This window comes from Fulvivirga lutimaris, from assembly GCF_009711525.1.
GTDB lineage: Bacteria > Bacteroidota > Bacteroidia > Cytophagales > Cyclobacteriaceae > Fulvivirga > Fulvivirga lutimaris.
The window spans coordinates 17201-42730 of record NZ_SMLV01000420.1; the positions used below are offsets into that span (position 1 = coordinate 17201).

At 38.7% G+C, this 25530-nt stretch carries 24 protein-coding genes; 13 read left to right on the forward strand and 11 right to left on the reverse strand.

Annotated features, from left to right (window positions below; genetic code table 11):
* Positions 1-15 precede the first annotated feature (15 nt).
* Positions 16-648 carry a flavin reductase family protein gene (locus tag E1140_RS16805; protein WP_155186579.1) on the forward strand — a complete coding sequence of 211 codons (633 nt, stop codon included), beginning with the start codon at positions 16-18 and terminating at the stop codon, positions 646-648.
* Here E1140_RS16805 and E1140_RS16810 read toward each other — a convergent pair whose 3' ends face one another.
* Complete coding sequence (locus tag E1140_RS16810) at positions 649-1509, reverse strand: DUF4097 family beta strand repeat-containing protein (protein WP_155186582.1); 861 nt, start codon at positions 1507-1509, stop codon at positions 649-651. It abuts the gene before it with no gap.
* 159 nt (positions 1510-1668) lie between these two features.
* On the opposite strand from E1140_RS16810, the gene E1140_RS16815 reads away from it, so the two are divergent.
* From E1140_RS16815 to E1140_RS16825, 3 genes are all read left to right on the forward strand, one after another.
* A complete protein-coding gene (locus tag E1140_RS16815) occupies positions 1669-2487 on the forward strand; it encodes a toxin-antitoxin system YwqK family antitoxin (protein ID WP_246202992.1) in 819 nt (272 codons plus the stop codon).
* A 9-nt stretch (positions 2488-2496) separates the two neighbouring features.
* Positions 2497-3324 carry a LytTR family DNA-binding domain-containing protein gene (locus tag E1140_RS16820; RefSeq protein ID WP_155186585.1) on the forward strand — a complete coding sequence of 276 codons (828 nt, stop codon included), beginning with the start codon at positions 2497-2499 and terminating at the stop codon, positions 3322-3324.
* Between the two features lie 93 nt (positions 3325-3417).
* Positions 3418-4533: an acyltransferase family protein gene (locus E1140_RS16825; protein WP_155186588.1), complete on the forward strand. Its 1116-nt coding sequence runs from the start codon at positions 3418-3420 to the stop codon at positions 4531-4533.
* A 25-nt stretch (positions 4534-4558) separates the two neighbouring features.
* Here E1140_RS16825 and E1140_RS16830 read toward each other — a convergent pair whose 3' ends face one another.
* On the reverse strand, positions 4559-4912 hold the full coding sequence (locus tag E1140_RS16830) for a YraN family protein (RefSeq protein WP_155186591.1): 354 nt from the start codon (positions 4910-4912) through the stop codon (positions 4559-4561).
* A 95-nt stretch (positions 4913-5007) separates the two neighbouring features.
* On the opposite strand from E1140_RS16830, the gene lipB reads away from it, so the two are divergent.
* From lipB to E1140_RS16855, 5 genes are all read left to right on the forward strand, one after another.
* On the forward strand, positions 5008-5724 hold the full coding sequence (gene lipB, locus E1140_RS16835; protein WP_185153645.1) for a lipoyl(octanoyl) transferase LipB: 717 nt from the start codon (positions 5008-5010) through the stop codon (positions 5722-5724).
* Complete coding sequence (locus E1140_RS16840; RefSeq protein ID WP_155186594.1) at positions 5721-6125, forward strand: hypothetical protein; 405 nt, start codon at positions 5721-5723, stop codon at positions 6123-6125. The genes lipB and E1140_RS16840 overlap by 4 nt, the downstream gene beginning before the upstream one ends.
* The gene (locus E1140_RS16845) at positions 6122-6829 is read left to right on the forward strand and encodes a 3'-5' exonuclease (protein ID WP_343034264.1); all 708 of its coding nucleotides are present in this window, start codon (positions 6122-6124) and stop codon (positions 6827-6829) included. The genes E1140_RS16840 and E1140_RS16845 overlap by 4 nt, the downstream gene beginning before the upstream one ends.
* Positions 6830-6921: 92 nt before the next feature.
* Entirely contained in the window at positions 6922-9090 is a 2169-nt protein-coding gene (gene rnr / locus E1140_RS16850) for a ribonuclease R (protein WP_155186598.1), read from the forward strand.
* Positions 9091-9101: 11 nt separating this feature from the next.
* A complete protein-coding gene (locus E1140_RS16855) occupies positions 9102-10079 on the forward strand; it encodes a polyprenyl synthetase family protein (RefSeq protein ID WP_155186601.1) in 978 nt (325 codons plus the stop codon).
* Between the two features lie 167 nt (positions 10080-10246).
* Here E1140_RS16855 and E1140_RS16860 read toward each other — a convergent pair whose 3' ends face one another.
* The 6 genes from E1140_RS16860 to E1140_RS16885 all read right to left on the reverse strand — a co-directional run bounded on the left by E1140_RS16860 (position 10247) and on the right by E1140_RS16885 (position 17222).
* Positions 10247-10729 carry a hypothetical protein gene (locus E1140_RS16860; RefSeq protein ID WP_155186604.1) on the reverse strand — a complete coding sequence of 161 codons (483 nt, stop codon included), beginning with the start codon at positions 10727-10729 and terminating at the stop codon, positions 10247-10249.
* 112 nt (positions 10730-10841) lie between these two features.
* Complete coding sequence (locus E1140_RS16865) at positions 10842-11978, reverse strand: hypothetical protein (RefSeq protein WP_155186607.1); 1137 nt, start codon at positions 11976-11978, stop codon at positions 10842-10844.
* A 241-nt stretch (positions 11979-12219) separates the two neighbouring features.
* Positions 12220-13038 (reverse strand): DUF4249 family protein, encoded by an 819-nt coding sequence (locus tag E1140_RS16870; protein WP_155186610.1) that lies wholly within the window; start codon positions 13036-13038, stop codon positions 12220-12222.
* Positions 13035-15647, reverse strand: a complete 2613-nt coding sequence (locus E1140_RS16875) for a TonB-dependent receptor (RefSeq protein ID WP_185153646.1) — start codon at positions 15645-15647, stop codon at positions 13035-13037. The genes E1140_RS16870 and E1140_RS16875 overlap by 4 nt, the downstream gene beginning before the upstream one ends.
* A gap of 11 nt (positions 15648-15658) precedes the next feature.
* Positions 15659-16654: a FecR family protein gene (locus tag E1140_RS16880; protein WP_155186616.1), complete on the reverse strand. Its 996-nt coding sequence runs from the start codon at positions 16652-16654 to the stop codon at positions 15659-15661.
* Between the two features lie 43 nt (positions 16655-16697).
* On the reverse strand, positions 16698-17222 hold the full coding sequence (locus E1140_RS16885; RefSeq protein ID WP_155186619.1) for an RNA polymerase sigma-70 factor: 525 nt from the start codon (positions 17220-17222) through the stop codon (positions 16698-16700).
* A 122-nt stretch (positions 17223-17344) separates the two neighbouring features.
* On the opposite strand from E1140_RS16885, the gene E1140_RS16890 reads away from it, so the two are divergent.
* Positions 17345-17935, forward strand: coding sequence for a LysE family translocator (locus tag E1140_RS16890; RefSeq protein ID WP_155186622.1), 591 nt, complete (start codon positions 17345-17347; stop codon positions 17933-17935).
* On the opposite strand, the gene E1140_RS16895 is transcribed toward E1140_RS16890, so the two are convergent.
* From E1140_RS16895 to E1140_RS16905, 3 genes are all read right to left on the reverse strand, one after another.
* Positions 17936-18811, reverse strand: coding sequence for an MBL fold metallo-hydrolase (locus E1140_RS16895; protein WP_155186625.1), 876 nt, complete (start codon positions 18809-18811; stop codon positions 17936-17938). It lies immediately after the preceding gene.
* A gap of 83 nt (positions 18812-18894) precedes the next feature.
* Positions 18895-19980 (reverse strand): phytase, encoded by a 1086-nt coding sequence (locus tag E1140_RS16900; RefSeq protein WP_155186627.1) that lies wholly within the window; start codon positions 19978-19980, stop codon positions 18895-18897.
* A 91-nt stretch (positions 19981-20071) separates the two neighbouring features.
* Positions 20072-22831, reverse strand: coding sequence for a TonB-dependent receptor (locus E1140_RS16905; RefSeq protein WP_155186630.1), 2760 nt, complete (start codon positions 22829-22831; stop codon positions 20072-20074).
* A gap of 281 nt (positions 22832-23112) precedes the next feature.
* Here E1140_RS16905 and E1140_RS16910 point away from each other — a divergent pair, with 281 nt between their 5' ends.
* From E1140_RS16910 to E1140_RS16920, 3 genes are all read left to right on the forward strand, one after another.
* Entirely contained in the window at positions 23113-24381 is a 1269-nt protein-coding gene (locus E1140_RS16910) for a sensor histidine kinase (protein ID WP_155186633.1), read from the forward strand.
* Positions 24368-25057, forward strand: a complete 690-nt coding sequence (locus tag E1140_RS16915; RefSeq protein ID WP_155186636.1) for a response regulator transcription factor — start codon at positions 24368-24370, stop codon at positions 25055-25057. The genes E1140_RS16910 and E1140_RS16915 overlap by 14 nt, the downstream gene beginning before the upstream one ends.
* Positions 25058-25120: 63 nt before the next feature.
* On the forward strand, positions 25121-25510 hold the full coding sequence (locus E1140_RS16920) for a VOC family protein (protein ID WP_155186639.1): 390 nt from the start codon (positions 25121-25123) through the stop codon (positions 25508-25510).
* The last annotated feature ends 20 nt before the right edge of the window (positions 25511-25530 follow it).

Consider the following 25530-nt stretch of genomic DNA (forward strand, 5'->3'; position numbering starts at 1 on the left):
GTAAATTGAAATACTATGCACTTAACAAAATCTCAAATAGAAGGTACGTCCAGGGTCAAACGCCTTAACATTATTAACAGCGTAACTGGAATAAAACCAGCCAACCTCATTGGTACAATTTCAAAAGAAGGTCAGCCTAATTTGGCGGTTTTTAACTCTGTATTTCATCTGGGTAGCGACCCGGCTTTGATGGCTTTTATCTGTAGGCCTTCTAGGGAAGTGCCAAGGCATACCCTTGAGAATATTCTAGAGAATAATTACTACACCATTAATGCCATACCTACTGATTTGGCGGAAAGGGCACATTATACTTCTGCTAAGTTTGACAGAGATGTCAACGAGTTTGAGCGTTGTAAGATTGATGCGATGTATGTCGATAATTTCTTGCCCCCCTTTGTTGCCAGTAGTCCTATAAAAATAGGGATGAAATTTGAAGAACAGATTCCTATGAAAATTAATGGAACAATCATGATCATAGGTTCTATTGAGCATCTGATTATAGATGACCATCTAATCTCTGAACAAGGCTATATCAATTTAGCTGAAGCTAATATTGCCGGTATTGGGGGTCTCAACAATTATTATTCACTGGCGCATGTTGGCACATATCCATACGCCAGAGTTAATGAAACCCCAAATTTTGAATAACTACTCCTTAGTAAATCTGATATTAGAATCATCTGTGCGGATAGTGAATTTGGCATTACCTCCTGCCAATTCTAAAACAGTCTCTTCTTCTTTTTCTCTTATAAATTCAAAACCGCTGCCAGCAGATACTCTGGTATCATCATGGCGAATATCAAATCTACCTCCCCCTCCTAATATCACAATGTAAAGGCCTGCATCATCACCACGAATATAATAGTCACCTTCATCTTCAAGAGTTGTGGCCAGCTTAATATCACCGTCATTCACTGTGGCATCTATCCTGGTAAAGGCGGCATTATCAATTTCTAAATCACCATCATCCATTCTTACTGATAATCTTCCTGCGGCTTTGTCCATTCTGATATCTCCATCGTCCAGATTGAATGAGAAGTCTCTACCATTACAGTTTTTAAAATCTGCATCTCCATCATCAAGATCCAGCATTATATCCCCATCTATGTTGCTGATGAAATAGTCATCATCATCTCCGTCAAGATCAAGGTTCACGCCTCTTGGTGCCTCAATATCTATTTTATAAGTCTCGCTCATGTAGCCAACAAAGGAAACATGGCTACCTGATGAGCGCTCGATAATTTCAAGATTTCCGCCTCGTTCTTCCACCTCAACAGAAAATTCTTGGTTGCCAACGGTCCAGCCTTTGGTCTTTATATTTCTCATCACTTTAACGCGTACATCAGTTCTGTCTGAACCGGTTATGGTTATATCGGCATCACTTGTTTTCAGAACAATAGTTCCTGACAAGTTCATAGCGTAAGATTTATCAAGGTTAAACTCATCATCCTGAGCAGACAGCTGTGTGACAGTCAATAGAGTAACGGCTAGCAGTAAAATTTTTTTCATGATTGATTGTTGTTTGAGTCTGTTAATTAGACATCAGATTGTACTAAAAGGTTGCGTTCAAAAATACAGTCATGGACATAAAATGAAAATGAATGTTTAGAATGCTTTTAGCGTTTGATAGAAAAAATAAAAAAGCGCTACTTTACGTTGCATAAATACATGGTTAAAAAACTGCTCTACATATCGCTATTAGCCTCAATGCCCAATATTCTATGGGCACAGGAAGATGTTGACCCTAACAGCACTGATGAGCGATTTACAATAAGCTCGCCTGTTACCATTGACCTTGATGAAAGGGAAGATTATTTGGAGGATGTGGAGGTTAAAAAGAAGAAACGTAAAAGGAAGGTGTTTTATGGTATAAAAACGCGCAAGGCCTATACCCGCGAAGGTTACGGTGAGCGCGTAACTTATGAACTTTTCTATACTTTAAAAGAGCCAATAGAATTGGATACTTATGTTAGAGATATCTACTGGTATGACTACCGCAGAAAGGAAATAAGAGTTGGCGGTAAGATAGATCAGAAGTATGGTGCCATTCTTCATGGGCCATATACTAAGAAGCGTGGCGATCAGGTGATACAGGAAGGAATATTCTACAAAGGCATGAAACATGGCCGCTGGATGGAATATGATAAGGAAGACCTTCTTGTAGATAAAGAAAAGTACTATAAAGGCTGGCCGAAAGAATCACAAGTGAGGTACTATGACCGCGAGCATGAGCACATGCGAGAGATTATACCTATTGAGTATGGCGAAAAGGAAGGCAACTATTATTACTTTTTTGACAATGGCCGTGTTGGTGTGGCTGGCGAGTATAACTGGGACCACCGCGTGGGCGACTGGGTAGAGTATTACCCTTCAGGCCGCAGAAAGAAAATCATCCGCTATTCAAAAGATGCCTTTGATGATGAATTCAAGCCCTTTATCTGGAAAGAATGGAATGAGAAGGGTAAGCTCGTTTATGAGAAGAGGTAGTTTGACTTAATGGAGAAGACAAGGACCAAAATTGTTTGGAGAGTTATAAACCCAATTTTGGTTGGTTGTACTGCAAATTTTCTTATCAATTTTGTTTTTAACCCTCAAAATCCAGCGTCTTCTTTAAAGGAGTATCTGACGGCCATCATTTTTTCCGCTTTCATCACAGAGTTAAACCATTTTATTGACTTAAGATTAAGCCTGAAGTATAATTGGATTGTTTATCCACTCAAGCGGTTTCTCTTTAATCTGCTTTTTCTAGTACTCGCTTTGCTGTTTGTTATAAATATTATTGGCTTAGGCTATATGTGGATTATTGAAAATGATTATTTCAATTGGCATCAATTACTTATTATAAACCTTATAACGTTTTTTATTTCATTGGTATTTACCATAATTAATTGGACATCATTTTTCTTTAAAAACTGGAGAGCATCGGAAATAGTACTTTCTGAATCGCAGACGAAGCTAAATTCTTTAATTACCAAAGTAGAAAAAGCAGATGAAATCATTCATCTCCAAAAGGGGAATTCAAAATACGCAGTAAGAGTTGCAGATGTACGAGAAGCAAGAAGCGAGCACGGTGTAGTAAAAGTATATAGGCAAGATCACGAACATTTCATCTATGACGGATCTTTATCAGAACTGTCAGGATTACTTCCAGATGATTGGTTTTTCAGTATTGGCAGAAATCGTATTGTCCACAGAGAAAGTATAATAAGGATAACCTCGTCTACTTATGGTAAAATTCTAATAAGCATAGTGGGTAGCAAAGAGGAAATTACGGTTAGCAGGTTGAAGGCTTCAAAATTTAGAAAGTGGTATTATAGCAGTTAACCCATAAATTTATAGCATCTCATCACCTTTTTGCATATTCCAATAGGCCTTTGATTATTGACTTGATTCTTTTGTCTAAAACTCAAAAAGATAATGGTCAAATCAAATTTACAACACAATAGAATTTATTCATTCGACACCTTAAGAGCTGTGATGATGCTTTTAGGAATAGTATTGCATTCTTCAGAATCATATATCCAAGGAGAAAGTGATATCTGGCCTAGAGACCCATATTCAACAGACGTTCTCCTGAATTATATCAATTCTTTAATTCACATTTTTAGGATGCCGATTTTCTTTGTAATGGCGGGCTATTTTGGGTCTATGCTTTTTTACAAAAGGGGACCATTAGAAATGTTAAGAAACAGGATACAAAGAATAGCACTTCCCTTTGCTGCCTTTTTAATTCTTCTTCATCCCATAATAATATTCTCGTTAAGGTACACATCGCATTCATTCGGACTTACTTTATCTGAAATAGATACAGACTTTACTTGGTTTCCGCAAATCACATATCACTTATGGTTTCTTTATTATCTCATATTAATAACAGCCACTGTTTTCTTATTAGCTAAGGCAATTCAAAGAACCAAGGTTTCTAAAGGTATTTCTAAAATCTTTCCGTGGAGTCTTCATAGAAGATTTTTGTTTCTATTTACCTTAACTGTTTTGATCTTTCTCATCATGGTACTCAGGTGGGATTATAGTGTGCCTACTCCCCTTGGTTTTGTGCCCGACTTAGGTGATACCCTTTTTCTAATGCTATTTTATGTGTTTGGCTGGCTTTTGTATAGCACAAAAATATCAATTGATACCATCACTCGTTTTGATTACTTGTTTACTATTTCAGCGTTCTTAATGTTCTGTGCTATGAATGTCTGGACTGAATACATTGATGATATTCCCAGAGGCATTATATATGCTATCATAACCTGGTTATTCGTATTTGGCATAACAGGCCTTTTTGTTAGGCTATTTAAAACCTATTCTCCTACAGCGCGATACATATCAGATGCTTCGTACTGGGTGTATTTAGTCCACCTACCACTTACCATTTTTTTACCGGCATTATTGGTTGATTGGCAATTGCCAGCAATTGTAAAATTCTTAATTGTTTTAATGGGTACTTCAGCTGTATGTTTAGTGAGCTATCACTACCTGGTCAGATCCACATTCATAGGAAAATTCTTGAATGGCAGAAAATATTAATCTTGGATAGAAGGCTAAACGAACGTTAATAAAAAGCATCCTCAAAATGTTCAATAGTAAAGTCGCCTTTTGATTTAACAATGGAGATGACATCAAAACGTACATCGCCTTTCCAGTCGGTTTCCTGTATATATTGCTCAGCGCCTTCCATCACCTTAGTGGCCTTCTTATCATCAACTGCAATTTCAGGTTCTCCAAAGGCGGTATAGCTTTTGGTTTTTACTTCCACAAATACCAAAAGATTATCATTGGTGCAGATAATATCTATTTCTGAACGTCTATGTCTAAAGTTCATGCAAAGAATCTTAAAGCCTTTGCTTACCAAATATTCGGCAGCGGCCATTTCTCCCTCTAAACCAATTTTAGCTTTTGTGTTCATAGAATTATCTACCTTTGAAGCTTGTTAATAAAAGGTACGCTTTTCTGCGTTAAGAAGAAAGCGCTAATCATTAATAGAAATACATCACGCTACAGGTGAACCACATTCTTAATAAAAAAGTAAAATTTATAAACTTAGGCCTTATCGATTATCAGCAGGCGTGGGATTATCAAACCGAGATTTTTGATGACATTGTTAAGCTGAAAATTGAGAATAGAAAGGAGGATTTGCCAGATCAAAAAGCCACAAGCAACTATCTCCTTTTTTGTGAGCACCCGCATGTGTACACCCTTGGTAAAAGTGGTAGTGAAGATAACCTGTTGCTTGATGAAGCGGGCTTAGCAGAAAAGGAAGCTCGCTTTTATAAGATCAACAGGGGTGGTGACATCACCTATCACGGTCCTGGCCAGATTGTAGGTTACCCAATTCTTGATTTGGATAATTTCTTTACAGATATTCATAAATACCTGCGCCTACTCGAGGAGGCTGTAATTCTGACATTAGCGCATTATAGTATTGAGGCAGGTCGTATTGATGGTCTTACAGGAGTGTGGTTGGATTATGAAAAGCAGGAGAACCCAAGAAAGATTTGCGCCCTGGGCGTGAAATCGAGCCGCTGGGTCACCATGCATGGCTTTGCCTTTAATGTGAATGCTAACCTGGACTACTTCAATAACATCATTCCCTGTGGCATTGATGATAAGGCTGTGACTTCTCTAAATAAGGAGTTGGGTCGTGATTTGGATATTGAGGAAGTGGAGCAAATTCTTAAGAAAAATATAGCTAACCTTTTTGAAATGGAGCTTGTATGAAAAAAGATATTAAAAAACCTGAAGTTAAAAATGTAACGGTGGCCATTGCCAAAAAGACCAATAAGCTAAATGTAGATGAATGGTCAGTCTACCTCATCAATCAAAATAACTTTAAAATAGAAAACACGTTAGTAGCTTCAACGGGCTATGGCGAAACAGCTAATGAAGTACAAAAGACATCAACTTTAAGACATTCGCTGCAGACTGTAGAAGCGCATAGCGCAACATTAATTGAGCCTATCAACGAAGATATTTTTCACTTAAACAACGAATACTGGGTAAGCTATTATGTAGGTGATACCTTGTATGACAAGAAATTCATTTTTCTTCCTGATTCAATAAAAGACGAAAATTTAACTTACATTAAAGAGTTAGATACCAAAGGCATATTGCATTCGTGATTCGCGATATTAAAAACATTCTTTTCCTGGACATTGAAACAGTAGGTCAAACTACTGATTATCAAGGCCTTGATGAGCGGCTTAAGAAACAGTGGGCCAGGAAGGCATCATTTTTAAAAAAGGAAGAGGATATTTCAGATGAACAGCTGTTCTTAGACAGGGCAGGTATTTATGCTGAGTTTGGAAAGGTGGTAGTCATAGGTCTTGGCTACTTTCATATAGAAGGAGAAGAAGTTCAGTTAAGAACTAAAGCCCTGTCTGGTGATGATGAAAAGGAACTCTTGTTAGAATTTAAGCACTTGCTGAGCAAAATGGCTCCTGATGTAAGGCTATGTGCACATAATGGCAAAGAGTTCGATTTTCCCTATTTAAGCAGAAGAATGCTGATTAATGGCATAGCATTGCCAACGGCACTTAATCTTTCAGGGAAAAAACCATGGGAGGTCAATCATCTTGACACCATGGACATGTGGAAATTTGGGGATTGGAAGAACTACACTTCTTTGGATCTTTTGGCAACCATTTTTGGCATTGAGTCCAGCAAAACGGATATGGATGGCAGTATGGTTAACACAGTTTACCACGAACAAAAGGACCTAAATAAAATAGCGAAGTATTGCCTTCAGGATGTAGTAGTTACAGCCAAGTTGTACACAAAACTACAGAGCATTGATCTCCCTGAGATTAAGGTAATTGAAACCTGAAAGCACTAACGCTTAACCAATTAATAATTTTTCACAGAGCACTACCCGCCAAAATAGTTGCATCTTTACAACATCTTATAGATAAAAAATAAATGAGCAAAAAACGAAATAAAACGAAGTCAGGTAAAGCTGACGATATAAAGCAAAAGCTCGCTCACAAAATAGTTAACCTACTTAATTCAAATTTTAATAGAGCCTATACGGTAAGTCAAATCACTAAAAAACTTGGCTTCCGCAGGAAGGATTATAATAGAGAAATACCATTTGTTGTCAACTTGCTTGAAAAGGAAGGCAAGATTGCGCAGCTAAGCAATGGAAGTTATAAAGGTAATCACGAACCTGATTTTGTGGTCGGTAAAGTTGACCATGTAAATCAGCGGTTTGCCTATGTTATCACTCCCGATGAAGAAGAGGATATTTACGTAGCGGCAAAGGACCTAAAGTCTGCCATGGATGGCGATACTGTTAGAGTAGGAATTAAAGACAAAAAACATGGTAAGCACCGCGAGGGTTTTGTACTTGAAGTTGAGCAGCATGGCAAAGACCAGATTGTTGGAAGAATAGAATTCTCACCAAGGTTTGCCTTTGTTATCGCTGATAATAGGAAAATCCACCAGGATATTTTTGTAAGCCTGACGGATACCAATGGCGCAAAGCACAATGATAAAGTTATTGTCAAAATCACGCAGTGGCCATCAAACGATAAAAGCCCTGAAGGCGAAGTAATCAGGGTGCTGGGTAAAGCGGGAGAGAACAATGCCGAGATACATTCTATCATGGCAGAATTTGACCTTCCTTTTGAGTTTCCTAAACATATCGAGGAAGAAGCTGAAGCCATTAGCGATAAGATTTCTAAAAAGGAGATTGAAGCCCGAAAGGACTTTCGGGATGTATTAACATTCACCATTGACCCGGCTGATGCCAAGGACTTTGATGATGCTATATCTTACAAGCCATTAGACAATGGCAATATTGAGGTAGGTGTTCACATTGCCGATGTTACGCATTATGTACAGCCCGGCACTGCCTTAGAGAAAGAAGCCTATGAAAGGGCGACTTCTGTTTATTTAGTGGACAGAACAGTACCTATGCTTCCTGAAAAGCTTTCCAATGGACTTTGTTCGTTAAGGCCTAATGAAGACAAGCTGACTTTTGCTGCAGTATTCGAGATGGATGAAAATGGTGGAGTGATTAATGAATGGTTTGGAAGAACTGTGATTCACTCGGACAGAAGATTTACTTACGAAGATGCCCAGGAAGGCATTGAAACCGGTGTGGGCGATTATGGTAAAGAGTTACAAACACTGAATATTTTAGCCAAGAAACTTCGGGAACGAAGATTCGGTCAGGGCGCTGTAAACTTTGAAACCACAGAAGTAAAATTCAAACTTGCTGAAGATGGTAAACCTCTAGGGGTTTTTCCAAAAGTGAGAAAGGATGCCCATAAGCTTATTGAAGAGTTTATGTTGATGGCTAATCGTCAGGTGGCGAGGTTTGTTTACAATAAGAAAAAGGGCGAGGATAAGCTGATCTTTGTTTACAGAACACACGATTATCCAGATCCTGAAAAGATAGATACATTCGCCACTTTTGCAAGAAGGTTTGGCCATGAAATGCAAACAGAAGAGCAGGCCATTTCTAAGTCATTGAATAAACTGATGACCAATATTGAAGGCAAACCTGAAGAAAATGTTTTGATGCAATTGGCGATTAGGTCAATGGCAAAGGCTAAATATACCACAGAGGCCATGGGTCACTTTGGGTTGGCATTTGATCATTATTCACACTTCACTTCCCCTATCAGAAGATATCCAGATATGATGGTACACCGACTGCTCCAAAGGTATTTGGATGGCAGCAAGTCAGTCAAAAAAGAAGACTATGAAGAGAAATGTGTGCACTCTTCTGAGCGAGAGAAAAGAGCCTCTGAAGCCGAAAGAGCTTCTATCAAGTACAAGCAGGTAGAGTTTATGTCCTTAGTAGAAGACAAGGTGTTTGATGGTATTATTTCAGGTGTTACCGAGTGGGGTATTTTTATTGAAATAGTAGAAACCAAGTGCGAAGGCATGGTGAGAATGGTTGACCTGAAAGACGACTATTATGAATTTGATGAGAAGAACTACCGTGTGATAGGCCGAAAAAACAAGAAAATGTACGAGCTTGGCGGTAAGGTTTTGGTAGCCGTAAAAAATACCGATATAGACAGAAGAACAATTGACCTTGAATTTGTTGATGAGAAGGACAAATTCTTTTACGAGTAGCGATTGATTACATGCAAAATAAGATAGCAAAGCTTCACGCTCTGATTGAGGAGCAGATTAAAAAACAGGAATATGGGCAGTCTCCAAAAGAGCTTTATGAACCCATAAGATATATCATGTCACTGGGCGGCAAAAGACTGCGCCCAACACTGGTTTTATTGAGCTACAGTTTGTTCGAAATTGACCCTGAGGAGGTGATAGATCAGGCACTGGCAGTAGAGGTTTTCCACAATTTCACTCTGATGCATGATGACATCATGGATGAAGCGCCATTGCGCAGAGGTAAAAAAACTGTACACGAAAAATGGAATGGCAACACCGCCATTTTATCTGGTGATGTCATGCTGGTAAAGGCTTATGATATGCTTTTGTCCACACGAAAAAAGCAGCTTAAACATGTGCTCAGGATATTTAACAAATGTGCCGCTGAGGTCTGTGAGGGACAGCAAATGGACATGATTTTTGAGACCAAGAGCAAAGTTACTGAGGCCGAATATATTGAAATGATTCGTCTAAAAACGGCCGTTTTGATTGGCATGAGCCTGGAGCTGGGTGCAATATTGGCAGAAACTAAATCTTCAACACAGGAATATTTGCGAGAGTTTGGTGAGAACATAGGCATTGGCTTTCAGCTAAAAGATGATTTATTGGATGTGTATGGCGATAAGAAAAAGTTTGGCAAACAGGTAGGCGGAGATATCATCTCTAACAAGAAGACCTTCTTGCTAATTGAAGCGCTTGAGCGTGCTAATACTAAGCAGAAAGCAGAGTTGAACAAATGGCTAAAAGCAACAGACTTTGACCCTGAAGAGAAGGTAAAAGCAGTAACTGCCATTTATGATGAAATTGGTATCAAAGAACTGACCGAGGTCAAGATGAATGAGTACTTTGATAAAGGATTTAGTGCGTTCAAAAAAGTGGATGCCTCCCTTTCAGGAAAGGCAATGCTAAAGGAATTTGCTGAGGCCTTAATTGATAGGGTGAATTAGAAAGATAAACAGTCATCACTTCTCCCGATAGTTATTGGGAGAAGCGATCTGATTTATAAATTTTAAATTGAAACTGGCTCAAGTGTAAACTTGTGCCTTTCTTTTTTTTAAGAAGGCTCAAAGGTCAATGTTAAAAATGTTGATAATAGTCCAGGCGGACGTTTGAATTAATGTAAACCAATACATTTTGAATAGCAAAATCTAATGTGAACCTCTGATTCAAAGAATAGCACATAAATGTAATTGTATTCATTACGGCTAATTACTTCAATTTCTTGCTTATTATCAATGGTTAGTGACAGTGCATGGAGGTCGTTTTTACTTACTTCTAAATCGGCTATTGATTTAAAGGATGGGCCTAAATCTTGATTTAGCAATTCACCAATATTTCTATTTTCGAGCCTGATATTATAGTTATTGATTTCAGAAACAATAATTATCTGGATCGTTTCTTTGAAAGATAATTGTTCTTTTAGTCGAGAGTAAAATATGGCGCTATCAATACCAAAGGTGTTGTATGACTGGGATTTATACTCCTCCTCATAGTCACTAAGCTCAAAAGTGACTTTTAAGTTTTCATAACTAACATCCTTAGGAGAAGTGCACGTGCTTATAAAGGCAAGTAATAATGTTAGCTTGATAAAATTCATTGTTTTTATTATGACATAGTTCTACTTTAATGAAAGTAATCTAAAATGCCTTAAAAAAGAAAAAGCCCTTCCGATGATCCGGAAGAGCCTTTTCACTTTTAAAACTCAAAACCTATTTGAATTTTATCTCTAAGGTTGTTGTCTCCAATGGGTTATAAGGAGCTAAGCTTTGTATTCTTTCTGCCATAGGATTCCAATCCGCCCCAGGGGAAAGTTCAGATCTTATAAAACCATCTTTGTCGAAAAATCCGGGAGGGTTAGTGTTCACTAAGTAGGCATCTAGCAGTGCATCCGTGATGTTAGGGAACACTGCTTTAATTCGTGCTGTAAATACGTTTCTAACGGAGTAGTCTTCTAATAATACTTTACGACCACTCTCATCCAAATTACTTGGCGGTAAACCAACTTCAGCTACCCCTAAATTCAAGGCGTCATTTCCAGAGGCTACAAATGCCCAGTTAAAACCAACATTCGCTTCATCAAGTAGTCTTGCCCTTGGGTGGTTAGAGTTTCCATACACATCTACAAAGTCGCCTTTTCTTCCCACAAACATTCTTAAGTTTTTCATTGAAAACTCATCGGCATTAGGCCTGTCAAAGGCCAATCCCGCTATGCTTACCTCCATAGTGGCATCATATACATCATTACCTCCGGCATTATAATCGATTCTATAGATGGCATTCGCACCATTTTCTGTATCGTTTCTATTGATGTTATAAGGCTTTAAAATTGATATCCCCTTTAAAGAAGGCGTGTTATTCCAAAAGACCTGCATGGCCATGCCGCCATCTGCTTCGCCCTCAGAGTCAGCATCTATAACAGTAAGCATGTACTCCCACGTAGTGCCTTCAAACTCTTCATTTTGAGTAACGGTTAATGTTTTGCTTCGGCCATCATCGTCACTGGTATAGGTAATGACTTGCAGGCTTTCAATATCATATGTTTTTATGGCAGTAATAATGTCTTCAGTGATTTCTTTTGAAGCCTCGCCAATAAAAATGAATAACCTTAGATGTCTGTAAATGGCATCGCCAGAAAGTTCTTCTTCAGTACGGCCATTTATTCTGCCACCACCGAGTGTTGTAGGGTTGCTGATAGAGGATGGAATATCCACACCAAATGATTCTGGAAGGAATTCCTGCTGCGCAACTATTTCAGGGTTCTCATCGCACGAGGTAAGGCCAATTGAAAGTATTAGCACCAGTGCCGCTACCAGTAATAATCGAAAATCTGATTTTAACTTTTTCATCATCTTAATTTTAAATTCTTGATCTCTTTTTCATTGGAAAGGATAGTTTTTTCGTCCTTTCAATAGTAGAACACATCAAATGAGATATACCCTTACTCTGGGTAAAACATTTTTTTATTCTATTTAAGTAGCATCTGTAACCGCAACTTTAAAAAGATATGATTTAACACCCCAATAATCACCTAAAGTGATATTTTCAAATTTGAGAATAGAAGAAATTCCCTCTTTCGGGGCGCGTATCTTATCTCAGCACCGTAGTATCCTTAACTACCGTAGTAACAGCAAAAAAGCCAATGGCACCTTCACTTAAATTGGTAGGCACCTGATCTCTTTGTATATCAAAAACGCCTCCACGCCATTCGGTTTCAGACAATAACGACCTTAAGAAATCCTGATAAGGGCCACTCACCGAATACCTTTTTCGAATCACCGTACTTTGTGGAGGGAAATAAATGTCTTCTTTTTCAGGGGCGTAAATTTTCTGAACATCAATATTTTTAAGGTCATAGTAGACTAGTTTGGCCTGGCAGTCTTCAGGTTGTGTGGTACAAGAGCTCGTTGCACTCCAATCAACATTGTAATTTATATAATTGGGATTAACACCCGAGTCTTCAAACTGCAGTTCAAATTTTGTTTGTCCATCAACCTCAATCGCATTGTATTTTAGAGGAGGTAACAACTGACCTGGCGGAGTAGCATCAAAAGCACGATATTCATTTCCTTTATAACGTATTATCAGCGCATATACCTTACCGAAAACTGCACGCAATGAGTCAGTGAAGTATTCTCCAGACCCTCTGGGACTTTCCCGGAGCAAGGTAATATTCTGATCGCTATCGGCTATGACTACAATCGCTCCTGTGGCAGGCCTTTCGGGCTCATTTTGTGAGGCATAAGGGTGCGTAAGTTTTACTTTTTGCCTGATACGCTCATTGGTCAATACTCCTTCAACTACGAGCAGATTGGTTCTTTCAAAGTCAATAGTTTCATCCAGCACTTCCTCACAACTGGAGCCCAGCATCAATAACAGCAGCATTATGATATAGAAGTTTTTATTCATAATATCCTGAAGTTGTAGGTTAGCGATGGGGTAAACCTGAAAAGGTAGTACTGTGATGTAACCCTATTATCTTCCAGCAAATTAGAAGGTATTTTAAACTCGTTTTCGCCAACCTCAGTCTTATTATAATTAATAAACAGGGTGTTCTTTCTACCATAAAGGTTGTAAAATGATAAGCTCAGGTCATGATGAAACTTAGTGTTTTCGGGTTTGTTGAGGGTAAAGGTGGCTGAAAAGTCCAGCCGGTGATAGCCCGGAAGACGGGCATTATTTTTCTTACCATATACTGGTGTTTCCTGATCGTTAAACTTGTAAAATCCAATAGGAGCTGAGTAGGGCGAGCCAGTATAATAAATCCAATTCGCCCCAAGCTTTATGCGCTCAGTAAGATCATAACCAAGTACGAGATTAACCTCATGAGGTCTGTCATAGAATGAATTAAAGGCCTCACCATTATCTATTTCATCAAAAGTTCTAGTGGCTCTTGAATACGTATAGCCAGCCCAACCTCTTAGCCTACCCAATTCTTTTTTAAGGGTAAATTCAGTGCCATAGGCTTCTGCATCACCAAAAAGAAGTTCGTTTTCAAGGAGCGGATTGAGCAGCGTTTCAGCATGAGGTTGGTAATCGATTTGGTTAAACATTTTCTTTGCATAGACCTCAGTACTAAATGCTAACCCACTTTTTGGCCAGCTGTGTTGATAACCCAATGCTACCTGGTTAGCAATTTGCGGTTTTATATTGATGCTGCTGGGCAGCCATACCTCAAGTGAGGTAAAAGGGCTGATTGAATTGGTGATGAGATGAAGGTTTTGCACGGTTCGGGCGTAACTCAACTTTATAGCCGATTGATCATTGATAAAATAGCTGATACCCAATCTTGGTTCTGCATTGCCATATTGATTATAGTCTTCACCTGCTTCGTAAAACAGGGTATCAGTTACGTTCTTGTTTTCATCAAACTGAAATTCAAATGAAGCACCCTGATTAGTCCATGAGGTAAGTCTTAAGCCATATTTCAGCCCCCAATGCTCACCTAGTTTCACCTCCTGCTGACCATAAATCACACTTTCAAAGGCATTTTTTATAGAAACCAGCGGAGGCTGCACATCAGGGTCATCCGTGGTAAGATTACCAGGGTTGAAGTTATGTCCATTGATGGCTAGCCCGAAAGTGACCACATTATCGGGGTTAACAAAATAGGTAAAATCGCCTTTGATATTGAGGTTGGCAATATGAGATTTCCACTTGGTGTTGTTTTCAACATCTGTGTGAAGAAAGTAGTCATACGAGCTGGCAGCAATTGTAGTGTTAAGAAAGAGCCTGTCATTTACAATATGATTCCACCTAAACGTTCCGGCCAGGTTGGCCCACTCTATACCACTATTGTCTACGAAGTAATTATCTCGGCCAGAGTAAGCAGAAAAGTAAATTTGATCTCTGTTAGAAAGTTTAAAATTGAGCTTTGTTGTTAAGTCATAAAAGTACAATTGCTTTAAATCCTGATTCTCATTTTCAAAAATCCATTTGATACGCGAGAGTCTTCCTGATACTAAAAATGAACTTTGCTCTTTTCTTATAGGCCCTTCTATCCCTAGTTTGGTGCTGATCAGCCCAACGTTTCCCCATACTTGAGTGTGCTTGTCATTCCCCTTTTTAGTGCGAATGTCTACCACAGAAGAAAGCCTACCGCCCATTGAAGCAGGCATATCACCGGTATATATATCTATACTATTGACAGCATCGGGAATGATGGTGGAAAAAACGCCCAACATATGACTCGAGTTGAAAATTGGGGCATCATCAAGCATGATCAAATTCTGATCTCTATTGCCACCCCGCACATAAAAGAAAGTAGACCCATCCGAATGGGCTTTAATGCCCGGCATAAATTCCATAGATTTTACCACATCCATCTCACCAAATAACGCAGGCATTTCGCTAACCGCCTCGGGGCGTAATATAGATTTGCTGAGCTGAATTTCTCCAATTTCCGGGTTGGGACCTGAAGAGATAACTACTTCCTCAAGCATAGGAATGGTCTCTACCAGTTCTATTACTTCTTCAGAAGAACCTTGACTGTAGGTTTTAATAACTTCACTGTAACCGATAAATGAAATTTTGACCTCATGTTCCTGATCAGGTACAGTGAGAGAAAAGAAGCCATATACATTACTTGATGTGCCGATATTTAATGCAGGTATAGATACAGTAGCGCCAATGAGGGCCTCACCGTTCTTGTTGTCTTTGATGTACCCGCTTATAGTGTAGGTCGAAGCCTTTTTGTCATTGGCTTTTCTTTTCGGCTTTATTATGATCTGCTGCTCAATGAAAGAAAACTCGATGGAGAACTTGTCTTCAAGGTCCTTAAGAATCTCTTCAAGCGATTTTTTAGCTTGATAAGTTACCTTTTCCTTAAGAGGCAGCCTATTTGGGTTGTATGAAAATGAAACTTTGCACTTTTCCTGAATTAACTCAAAAAGGGCTTTCAGGGTGATGTTTTCTACCTCAATCTCTAAAACCTGCTGTTGAGCATGGGCCTCAAAAGAGTGTAATGCTGCAGCCAGCACTATAAAAACCACGAAAAGTTGTTTGATCAATCTTTCCATGAAAATGTCCTTTAGCATCCGGCATTAGTAATGTTTATCTGATCTTCATCTCGCACCACTTCAAGCTCTAACGTAGACTCAAGAACATTTAAAACAGCATCTAATGTCTGGTGATCGAAGGTCACACTTACTTTACAGTTAGTGCCTACCCCTTCTACCATGTTGAGCTTAATATTATAAACGTGATTTAATGTTGAAACCACTTCAGCCAAATCAGTATTTTCAAATGTAATCGTCTTTGTTTTCCAGGCCATGAAGTTTATGTCATCATTTGAGCTGCTGGTGAGTTCATTTCTGCTATGTAAAAGCACTCCTTTATCTCCGGGGCTAAGTTTTACTGATGCTTTAGTTTCTAAGGCGGTCATAGAAACAAGGCCAGTGGCTACAGTAACTTCTGTCTTGTCACTATCAATGGCATTGATATTAAAAGATGTCCCTAGTACCTGAACTCTGGTTTCTTCAGTATCTATAATGAACGGCTTTTTCTTGTTAGGAGTAATTTCAAAAAAGGCCTCACCTGTTAATTTCACTTTTCTATCTGTAGCCCCAAAATCCTTATTATAAGCCAGTGTTGAATTCTTGTTTAGCGTTATGGTTGAGTTGTCAGGCAGTGTAAACACCTCAGCCGAATCAGCAGTTTGGTAAATGGTTTCGTCATTCCTTAAAAGACTGAAATATAAAATGGCACCTGAAACTAAAAGTATCAGGAAGGTGGCGGCAATTTTGTACCAAACACTTCCTGAAGAAGAACCCATTTCAACGGTTTTGGTTTGGCCTTCCACCTTACTTTTAAACTTGCTCCATTCGGCATTGACATCAATGTCCAATGCTTCCTCTGAGCTGTGGTTTTTCGTTAAAGCAACTACTTTCTTGCTTTTCTCAAAGGTCTCCTGATTTGCAGGGTCTTCTTTAAGCCAGCTTGTAAGTTGCTCCTCCTCGGCAGCTGTAGTTTCACCTGCCAGAGACTTAGCTATTAGTTGTTCAATATCGTTTTGTTCTTCTTTCAATTTTATCTGCTTACTTAGATAACACTCAAGTCATTGTTTACCCTTATTTAAAAAGTAGAAATATTAATATTGTTAAATACTCTGCCAGATGCTCCCTCAATAATTTCAGAGCCTTTGACATTTGAGCTTCCACAGTTTTAACAGAAATTTTAAGCCTGTCGGCTATTTCGGCATACTTTAGCTCCTCTACTCTACTTAATTCAAACACCTCGCGACATTTTTTTGGAAGAATGTTCAGCGCATATTCAATGTCTTTGGCCAATTCCTTTGTTTCAATGCTGCTGTCTTCTGTGGAGTGGGCATTATCATTAACCTCAGACAAGGCTACCATTTTCTTATTATCTCTGATGTGATTGAGACATTTGTTACGAACTGCAGTATATAAATAGCTCTTGTAGTTTGTATCTGGTTCCAATGCTTTTTCCTTTTCCCATAGGCGAACAAATACATCATGCACAATACCTTTGGCATCATCCAGATCGTGAACGTATTTAATGGCAAACCCCGTAAGAGGCTTAAAATGCTCCTTAAATAAGGTTTCGAATAACGGAAGGTCGGACTTGTTCAAATTAGGGGCGACTTTGAACTAAATATACGCTATAGTATGGTAATGTAAAAAGTGATAAAACAATTATAGGCTGTTTAAATCTATAATAGAAGAAGATTGAAAATTTATGTAATCTTGGTGCCATGAATCTGGTAGCCTTTCTGTCTTTTATTTTCATCACTACTTATACTCCCGGGCCAAACAATATAATGTGTGCTTCTTTTGGGATGCACCTGGGTTATAAACAGACGTTTAAGTTTTTGATAGGTATAGTATCAGGATTTTTTACGGTGCTTTGGATTTGTGTTCTGCTTTCATCGGTGATTCTAGAAGTAGCACCATTTATCAATACCTACCTGAAATATATAGGCGCTGCTTACATCTTATGGCTGGCCTATCATACCTTAAAAGCAAGTTATACTTCTTCATCGGAAATTAAGGAACTGGCCACCTTTAGCAGGGGGTTTTTGCTGCAGCTGGTTAATCCAAAAGGTATATTTTACGGAATGACGGTTTTTACAACTTTTCTCTACGAGCCTGACAAAGCTGTACTCTCACATGCCCCGTGGATATTTGTTTTGGCAGTGGTCTGTTTTAGCTCAGTTTCTGTGTGGACGCTTTTTGGAAATTTTATTCAGAGGTACATGCAAAATGAAACCCTGAAAAAGGTGATCAACGTTATCCTTTCTTTAGCTCTTGTTTATACAGCACTGCAGATCTTAGAGCTGTTCTAATTATCTCCTTCTATAAAAATATAGGACCGCTTCAATCTCGCGAGGCTCTTCACTTAGTGTGAAAAACCCTGAACCATCTTTTTTCCAGGCAATGGACTCACCTTGTGGCTCAATAACATAAGGCACAAAAGTCGGCTCAGTCATGAGCAGGTCGGCTATTGATTGGCCGTTTCTTTTCCAGTAATAAATACCATCGTAAGTTTTGGTCAAAATTTCCTGTCCATCAGGGGTGATGTCAGCGGCCACAGTATTGAAGTATGGCATTTCTCCTAACTTTTCTAAAGTGACTGTTTTTGATAATGATTGTGGATAAGCCGCTTTATAAATACCAATGTTTTGCTCTCTTTTTGAAAGTATATAAATGTCTTTGGTTTGAGGGTCAACAAAAAGACTTTCAGCATCTCGTTTACCGTCAGGGTAGACAAAGGTGATTACTTCTATATTAGAAATTTCTCTGCTGTCATCGGATAGCTTGGGTTCTTCAAATCGGTAAATGTACTTGAGCTCATGAACGGCATTATTATCCCCCATTTCTGCAATGTATATATAGTTTTTACCAGCTTTCGGTCCTGGACCAGTGTAGATGTCTTCCCAGTCGCGATTATTTACACCTTTTAATTTGAATTCGGCTTTAAAATGTCCGTACTCATCAAGAAGAAAAATTCTTGCCTTGTCACCACTGTCATTGTGTGTCCACAGCATGTTTGGGTTATTTATTCCGGTAGCAAGCCCAGAAGCCTCATTGATTTGATTATTTTCAATTGGACCTCTTGATTCTGCGGAGTAAAATGGACCTTGGGCAAAGGTGCGGGCTGACAATAACATGAAGCCAGCTAATGCTAATGTTCTTGCTGATTGGATGAAGGAAATATTCATAAGAAAAAATTGAAGCCCGAACTTAGCATAAAAATAAATTAAAGAAAAGAGGCGAGAAATCATTTTCTCACCTCTTTATGTCTCTAATTATCAGAGGGTTGCTCAAGACCCTGAAAAATGTCGTTCCAGGAATACAGTTGGAATGTTTTGTCATCAGACATGGCAACAAATAACCCATTAGGAAAATTGGAGCCAAGTGGGATGGCGGTTACATCACTACCATCACTTTCATTGGTAGAAGTGTTGACTGAACCTAAAAGCATATGCTCATGCTGGTTGGTAGCCGAGCCCTCTCTGGGGTAAACGTTGAATCGGTTGGCTTGCTGATCAGAAACCAGGATATAACCTTTGCCGCCATCCATTTTGTAAATGGAAATGCCTTCATTATCATCTTTGAAATCACCAGAACCAAATAATGCTAGCTCAACCCCTGTACTGTCAGGATGAGCATAATACTTATGTATGCCCGTACCTTCATCTGAATAATAAACATAGCCCAACTCGTTATCAACAGCTATGGATTCAATCTCTTTGATACCACTAAAAGCACCAAACTTTCTAACCAACTGAGTTTTTACCATTCCTGAGCTATCTGCTATCAGGCTGTATTGCCATAAATAGGTGCTATCAGTTGGCCCTGACTTTCGACCTACAATAGCAGAGATTTCATTTGTTGAAGGGTCAGTGTAAAGCGCAATGCCCATAGGATCTCTTAATGAGTCACCCTCAAAGACTTCGATACCGCCATTATCCAAAGGTTTCATATCTGGCAAGCTGAAAATTCTGATGCTGTTAGTATAACGTTCGGTACAAACTGCTATATCGAGCATCTTATCACCGGCTGTTAGACCATAAGCGATATCCACATTGTTGGGTCGCTTAATGCCTAATACAGTTTTATCCTGTAAGATATGGCCCTTCAGATCGTAGACATAAAGTCTACCAACACCTTCATCACCACCTTTATCGGTGCCGATGATCAGGCTCTTGGAAGGATCGTTTTTGTTGATCCAAATGGCCGGATCGTCAGTATCATGTGCCGCTGGTTCAGTAACTACTAATGGTTTAATGTTCGAAGGAATATCAGCTACGGTGGTTTGCTCCGTTGATTTTTGATTACAGCCAGCGGCTGCCAGTATTATTGATAGAATTACTATTTTTTGATGCATATTATGTACTTGTAATTAGAAAATGAAGCTTGCCAAGTGTAGTTCTGATAAAAACAAACACTTCGGCAAGCCAACATATTTTAAATCAGATTTACTTCTTAAATAGGTCAAACTTAGCTCCAATATTAAAACGAGCATTGTAATATTCACTTTGCATCGTTCTTGACTGGATGCCCTGATAATATCTCAAGGGCTGATTTGTTAAGTTATTACCTTCTAAGAACACTCTGAATTTAGGAGTGATAGCATACGAAGCGTTGATGTCAAGAAATGTTTGCTCATCATAAAATCTATCCTCAAAAGAATCTCCACCGATTTCATCTATGTAATCACTAGCATAGTTAACAGATACTCTAACTACCAACTTTTCTGTTTCATAGCTCAAAGAGGCATTGAACATATTGTTGGCAGTTCCCGGCAATGCCAGGTCATCATCTTCCCTGTCTTCAATACCTTCGGTCGAAGACTCAGTTCTTGTATAGTTTAGGTACAAGCCAAGGCCTTTCCAAATTTGCTTTTGGAAAGATGCTTCAAACCCATAAACACTGGCAGTTCCGCCATTTCTAGGGAATGAATATTCAAGGTCAGTTCCGAATTGTGGGTCAGCATAATTTTGAACAGTCTGCCCATAGATGAAGTTATCCACATCCTTATAAAATAAGCCTGCCGATACAAGACCTACTGTAGAGAAATATTTCTCAGCCATTAAATCGAAATTCATAGCTGTTGTAGCTTCTAAATCAGGATTACCTCTTGCCAATTCCTGATCCCCAGGGCTGAATTCAGCGTAGGGAACTAGGTCAAAATAGTTAGGTCTGGCAATGGTATTTGTCCAGGCCATTCTTAAAATGAACTCAGGGTTGACATCATATTTTAAATGAACTCCAGGCAAGAAGTTAGCATAGTAACTTGTTCTTGTTTCTTTAGTAAAGGTCTCTTCATCAAGGTCTAGAATATTGCCGGTGTATTCAATATCAGTATACTCATATCTCACACCAACAATAGCAGAGAATTTAGGTGTGAACTGATGGTCAGCCATTACATAACCCGCATAGATATTTTCCTTAGCCTCATAGTTGCCAGGTAAATATTCGTCAAGAACATCTTCTTTTTCGAAGATTGAAGTGTTTGCTAAATCGAGTCCACCAAGATAGTCAGGAGTAGCAAAATATCCTATCTGATATTGTGATCCTGCTAAGTAGTCAGGATTGCTTCGATCACTGTTAGGAACACTTGAAAGTGTAGTTATCAAATTGCCATCTATAGGGCTATATTCAAAGAAGCTATTTTCTCTATTTTTGTCCTTGGACCTGAAACGGCCACCAAACTTAAAGATGCCATTTTCGCTGTACTGATATTGGAAATCAAGCTTTCCGTTCAAGTCAATGTCTTCAGTATAGCCGTACTGTTCGGTAATCTCATTCAATTCTAAGTTGAAATTGTCTTGTCTGTTAGTAAGGTAAGCTAAGGGCTCTTCAGGGTTTCTCACGTCCATCAAGATTCTTTGACCTCCATCTCTGAAGCTCATGTAGCGCTCGTTTGGTCTTTCTTCCGAAGCCTTGGCATACGTTACGCTCCATGTAGATTTTAGTTTGTTGAAAACATGTTTACCACCTAGTGTTACATTGTACACTCTTTGGTCTTCCAATCTGGAGGCCTTTACTCTATCACTATCTAGTCCACCTTTGGTTTGGTATTCTACACGTCCATCAGTTATATCATATGTGCCGTTTTCAAACTTCGTAAATGCACCATCATCAAAGGCATCCTCTAGTTTGCTCACACGCATTCTGAATCTGTTTTCCCAATCATCTCTCCAGTTATACATTGAAGATAAGTATAGGCTGTGGTTAGAATTAAAATCATAATCAAGAGCAAGTGAAGTGCTTCGTCTTACACGTTGTACCTGATACTCTCTGATATCAAATTCATCAATTACAGCTCCTTCATCTGTGTCAATCCAAACGGCCTCCACATTGTTTGATCCAAAATCATGGTTGTTGTAAGAGCCAGATAAGATCACACCTAATTTATCATTTAAAAACCTGTCGCCCACTGTAAATGAACCAGTGTAAATTGGCTTCTCAGACAAAAGGTTAACTCCTGATGCCAGTGTTCCTGAGAATCTGAAATTTTCCGGAGCTCTTCTGGTCACGAGGTTTACTGATCCGCCAATGGCATCAGCATCCATGTTTGGTAAAACTGCCTTGTTTACCTCTACAGTCTGGATCATATCAGAAGGAATCAAATCCATTTGTATTCTTCTATTATCACCTTCTGCTGAAGGCAGACGCTCACCATTAAGGGTAACAGCATTAAGCTGTGGTGCCATACCTCTTATAATAATGTCTCTGGCTTCACCCTGATCATATTGCATAGTAATACCAGGAATTCTTTTCATAGCATCACCAATGTTAGCATCAGGAAATCTTCCCATTTGGTCGGAGGCTACAATGTTGGTAATGTTAGAGTTGGTTTTTTGCTGATTCAAAGCTTTCGCCTGTCCTTTTAAACGATCGCCAATTACCACAACTTCATCGCCAAGCATGGTGCTTACTTCCATACTAAAATCCAAAGAAGTTCCAGAAGTAACTTCTACATCTTGTTCTATAGTGGCATAGCCAATAAAGCTAATCTTGATTTGATGCGAACCTGTGGGTACATTAAGAATGGTAAAACTACCTTGACTGTCAGTAATCGCCCCTCGATCAATATCCGTGAGCAATACCAATGCACCAGGCATGGCCAGTCCGTTTTCGTCAGTTACTTTTCCACTGACCGATGCAGATTGTGCAAACAATGCTCCGGTACAGAGTAAAAATAATAAGGTTGATAGTAATTTTTTTGTCATAGTTGTGAATGGTTAGATTTAGCCAGCTAAGCTAGTAATCCACTGTTATGACAACTTAAGAGAAACATTAAGTCAAAAATATGATTCGGCAGCTGATGTTAAAGAGGTGTTAAATCCCAGCGGAAATCAGGAGCGTTGAGTTTAGAAAACTGATATCTAGTGAAGTAAAAATCTATTTTGATTGGCCACTTTCGGTGAAAGTGATTTTGTTAACAAGATGTTAATTCTCAGAGGATGACGTAAATATTTACTACTTTCAATGAGCGGTTGAAGAATTGTTGATGAAAAGAAAATCGATTTTAGCACTGGTCATAATGGCTGCCATAAGCATTTTAGGCATTGTGGCCATTCAGGTGTATTGGTTTAACAAGGCTTTTGATACAGAAGAAGATTTATTTAACCGTGATGTAAACACGGCCTTATTCAACGTGGCCAACCAATTTTTTGAGATCAATGAGGCTGCCGTTCCTACTGTTAATCCTATCAAACAGCTCAGTACTAATTATTATGTGGTGATGATCAATAATGAGATCGATGCCAATTTACTTGAGTATTTGCTGAAAACTGAGTTTGAGAAAAGAAGTATTGCTTTTGATTTTGAATATGGCATTTACGACTGTACCAACGACAAAATGGTGTATGGCAACTATGTTTCTTTTGATCAAGAGAAAAGCCATGCCTCTGGCTCAGGTCTGCCCAAATGGGAAAATCAGAGCTATTATTTCGGAGTTCAGTTTCCTAATAAAGCATCCATTATTACCAACCGGATGGGCATCTGGATTTTCTCTTCTTCAGTTCTTTTGCTGGTAGTCATTTTCTTCTCCTATGCCATGTTTGTGATATTGAAACAGCGTAGGCTGTCTGAAATCCAGAATGACTTTATTAACAATATGACCCATGAATTCAAAACACCAATATCTACCATAGCCTTAAGTGTTGATGTATTAAGCGATCCAAAGATTACACAACAACCTGAGCGCTACCTTAACTATACTACTATTATTAAGAATGAAAATCAGCGACTTAAAAATCAGGTGGAACGCGTGTTGCAAATGGCGGGGATGGACAATGATGAGATCGCCCTTAAAAAGGAGTTAACCAATATCCATGAAGTGATAACGGAGGTAGTAGAAAGCATATCGGCTGGTGTTGAGCAGGACAAGGATATTCAGTTAAACCTCGATGCTGCAAATGCAAGCTGTGACATCGATAAACTACATATATCAAATGTGCTTTTTAATCTTCTTGATAATGCGATTAAATATTGCAGCAAAAAACCTGAGATTAAAATAGAAACGTATAATCAAAAGCAGCACCTAATCATAAGAATTAAGGACAACGGCATTGGAATTGGTGCAGAAGATAAAAAGCGAATATTCGAAAAGTTTTTTAGAGTATCAACAGGCAACCTTCATGATGTTAAAGGCTTTGGTTTGGGTTTAAGCTATGTGATGCAGGTAATTAAGGCGCATAAAGGTAAAATTGAATTGGAAAGTAAAGAAGGGGAAGGCAGTACTTTTACAATTACATTATTAAATGGCAAAGGGTAAAATTTTAATGGTTGAGGACGATGCGTCTTTGGCCTTTGTGATCAAGGACAATTTGTGTTTACATAAATATGAGGTGGAACATTGTGACAATGGTCAAGATGCGCTTGAGGCATTCGCGAAAGAGTCATTTGATCTTTGTCTGCTAGATGTTATGCTTCCTAAAATGGATGGCTTTGCTCTGGCTGAAAATATCAGGTCGAATAATAATAAAGTACCAATACTGTTTCTCACAGCCAAGGCCATGCAGGAAGACAGGCTCGAAGGTTTTAAAAGAGGTGGTGACGATTATATCACCAAACCCTTTAGTATGGAGGAACTGGTGTTTAGAATTGAAGTGTTCTTAAGAAGAACAGGCAAGCAGGATAGCATTCAGCAAGAATACCAGATAGGCGAATACACCTTTAATTATGAGGACCTGAGTCTTAGTCATAATTCTGAAAAGAAACACCTCACCCAAAAGGAAGCCCAGATTTTAAAATTTCTTTGCAACAATAAGAACAGGGTGGTGAAGCGTGAGGAAATATTAATTGAAGTCTGGGGTGAGGATGACTACTTTTTAGGAAGGAGCCTGGATGTATTCATTTCAAAGCTCCGTAAGTATTTATCTAAAGATGAGCGGGTTAATATCTTCAACAGACATGGTGTAGGCTTCGAGTTTATCATTGAGGATCAATAATTCTGAAATTTAATTTCTAAATTACATTCAACTTAAAATATTGAATCATTTAATAACAATCTAATGAAATTAGAAAAACTGACTCCAAATTTGATGGTTGAAGATGTTCAACAAACCATCAACTACTACCATGGTGTTTTGGCCTTTGAAAAAATCGATACTGTACCTGAAAATGGAGAGGATTTAGTATGGGCACGCATGAAAAAGGGTGAAGTTGAAATTATGTTTCAGGAAGAGGACAGTCTTAAGTCTGATATTCCTGAGATAAGACATGAGAAAATTGGAGGAGGCACTACCCTTTTTATACAAATGACAGGCATTCAGGAATATTATGATTATCTATATTCTTCTGCCGATGTAGTAGTTCAGATGAAAGAGACCTTCTATGGTATGAAAGAATTTACCATTAGAGATATCAATGGCTATTATTTGACTTTCGCAGAGCCCATCTAAGAACTTAAAATGCTAAAAAT

What these genes read in the sequence shown, in the direction of transcription:
- E1140_RS16805 (WP_155186579.1), top strand. Translation starts at nt 16, where the DNA reads ATGCACTTAACAAAATCTCAAATAGAAGGTACGTCCAGGGTCAAACGC.
- E1140_RS16810 (WP_155186582.1), bottom strand. Translation starts at nt 1,509, where the DNA reads ATGAAAAAAATTTTACTGCTAGCCGTTACTCTATTGACTGTCACACAG.
- E1140_RS16815 (WP_246202992.1), top strand. Translation starts at nt 1,669, where the DNA reads ATGGTTAAAAAACTGCTCTACATATCGCTATTAGCCTCAATGCCCAAT.
- E1140_RS16820 (WP_155186585.1), top strand. Translation starts at nt 2,497, where the DNA reads ATGGAGAAGACAAGGACCAAAATTGTTTGGAGAGTTATAAACCCAATT.
- E1140_RS16825 (WP_155186588.1), top strand. Translation starts at nt 3,418, where the DNA reads ATGGTCAAATCAAATTTACAACACAATAGAATTTATTCATTCGACACC.
- E1140_RS16830 (WP_155186591.1), bottom strand. Translation starts at nt 4,912, where the DNA reads ATGAACACAAAAGCTAAAATTGGTTTAGAGGGAGAAATGGCCGCTGCC.
- E1140_RS16840 (WP_155186594.1), top strand. Translation starts at nt 5,721, where the DNA reads ATGAAAAAAGATATTAAAAAACCTGAAGTTAAAAATGTAACGGTGGCC.
- rnr (WP_155186598.1), top strand. Translation starts at nt 6,922, where the DNA reads ATGAGCAAAAAACGAAATAAAACGAAGTCAGGTAAAGCTGACGATATA.
- E1140_RS16855 (WP_155186601.1), top strand. Translation starts at nt 9,102, where the DNA reads ATGCAAAATAAGATAGCAAAGCTTCACGCTCTGATTGAGGAGCAGATT.
- E1140_RS16860 (WP_155186604.1), bottom strand. Translation starts at nt 10,729, where the DNA reads ATGAATTTTATCAAGCTAACATTATTACTTGCCTTTATAAGCACGTGC.
- E1140_RS16865 (WP_155186607.1), bottom strand. Translation starts at nt 11,978, where the DNA reads ATGAAAAAGTTAAAATCAGATTTTCGATTATTACTGGTAGCGGCACTG.
- E1140_RS16870 (WP_155186610.1), bottom strand. Translation starts at nt 13,038, where the DNA reads ATGAATAAAAACTTCTATATCATAATGCTGCTGTTATTGATGCTGGGC.
- E1140_RS16875 (WP_185153646.1), bottom strand. Translation starts at nt 15,647, where the DNA reads ATGGAAAGATTGATCAAACAACTTTTCGTGGTTTTTATAGTGCTGGCT.
- E1140_RS16890 (WP_155186622.1), top strand. Translation starts at nt 17,345, where the DNA reads ATGAATCTGGTAGCCTTTCTGTCTTTTATTTTCATCACTACTTATACT.
- E1140_RS16895 (WP_155186625.1), bottom strand. Translation starts at nt 18,811, where the DNA reads ATGAATATTTCCTTCATCCAATCAGCAAGAACATTAGCATTAGCTGGC.
- E1140_RS16900 (WP_155186627.1), bottom strand. Translation starts at nt 19,980, where the DNA reads ATGCATCAAAAAATAGTAATTCTATCAATAATACTGGCAGCCGCTGGC.
- E1140_RS16905 (WP_155186630.1), bottom strand. Translation starts at nt 22,831, where the DNA reads ATGACAAAAAAATTACTATCAACCTTATTATTTTTACTCTGTACCGGA.
- E1140_RS16910 (WP_155186633.1), top strand. Translation starts at nt 23,113, where the DNA reads ATGAAAAGAAAATCGATTTTAGCACTGGTCATAATGGCTGCCATAAGC.
- E1140_RS16915 (WP_155186636.1), top strand. Translation starts at nt 24,368, where the DNA reads ATGGCAAAGGGTAAAATTTTAATGGTTGAGGACGATGCGTCTTTGGCC.
- E1140_RS16920 (WP_155186639.1), top strand. Translation starts at nt 25,121, where the DNA reads ATGAAATTAGAAAAACTGACTCCAAATTTGATGGTTGAAGATGTTCAA.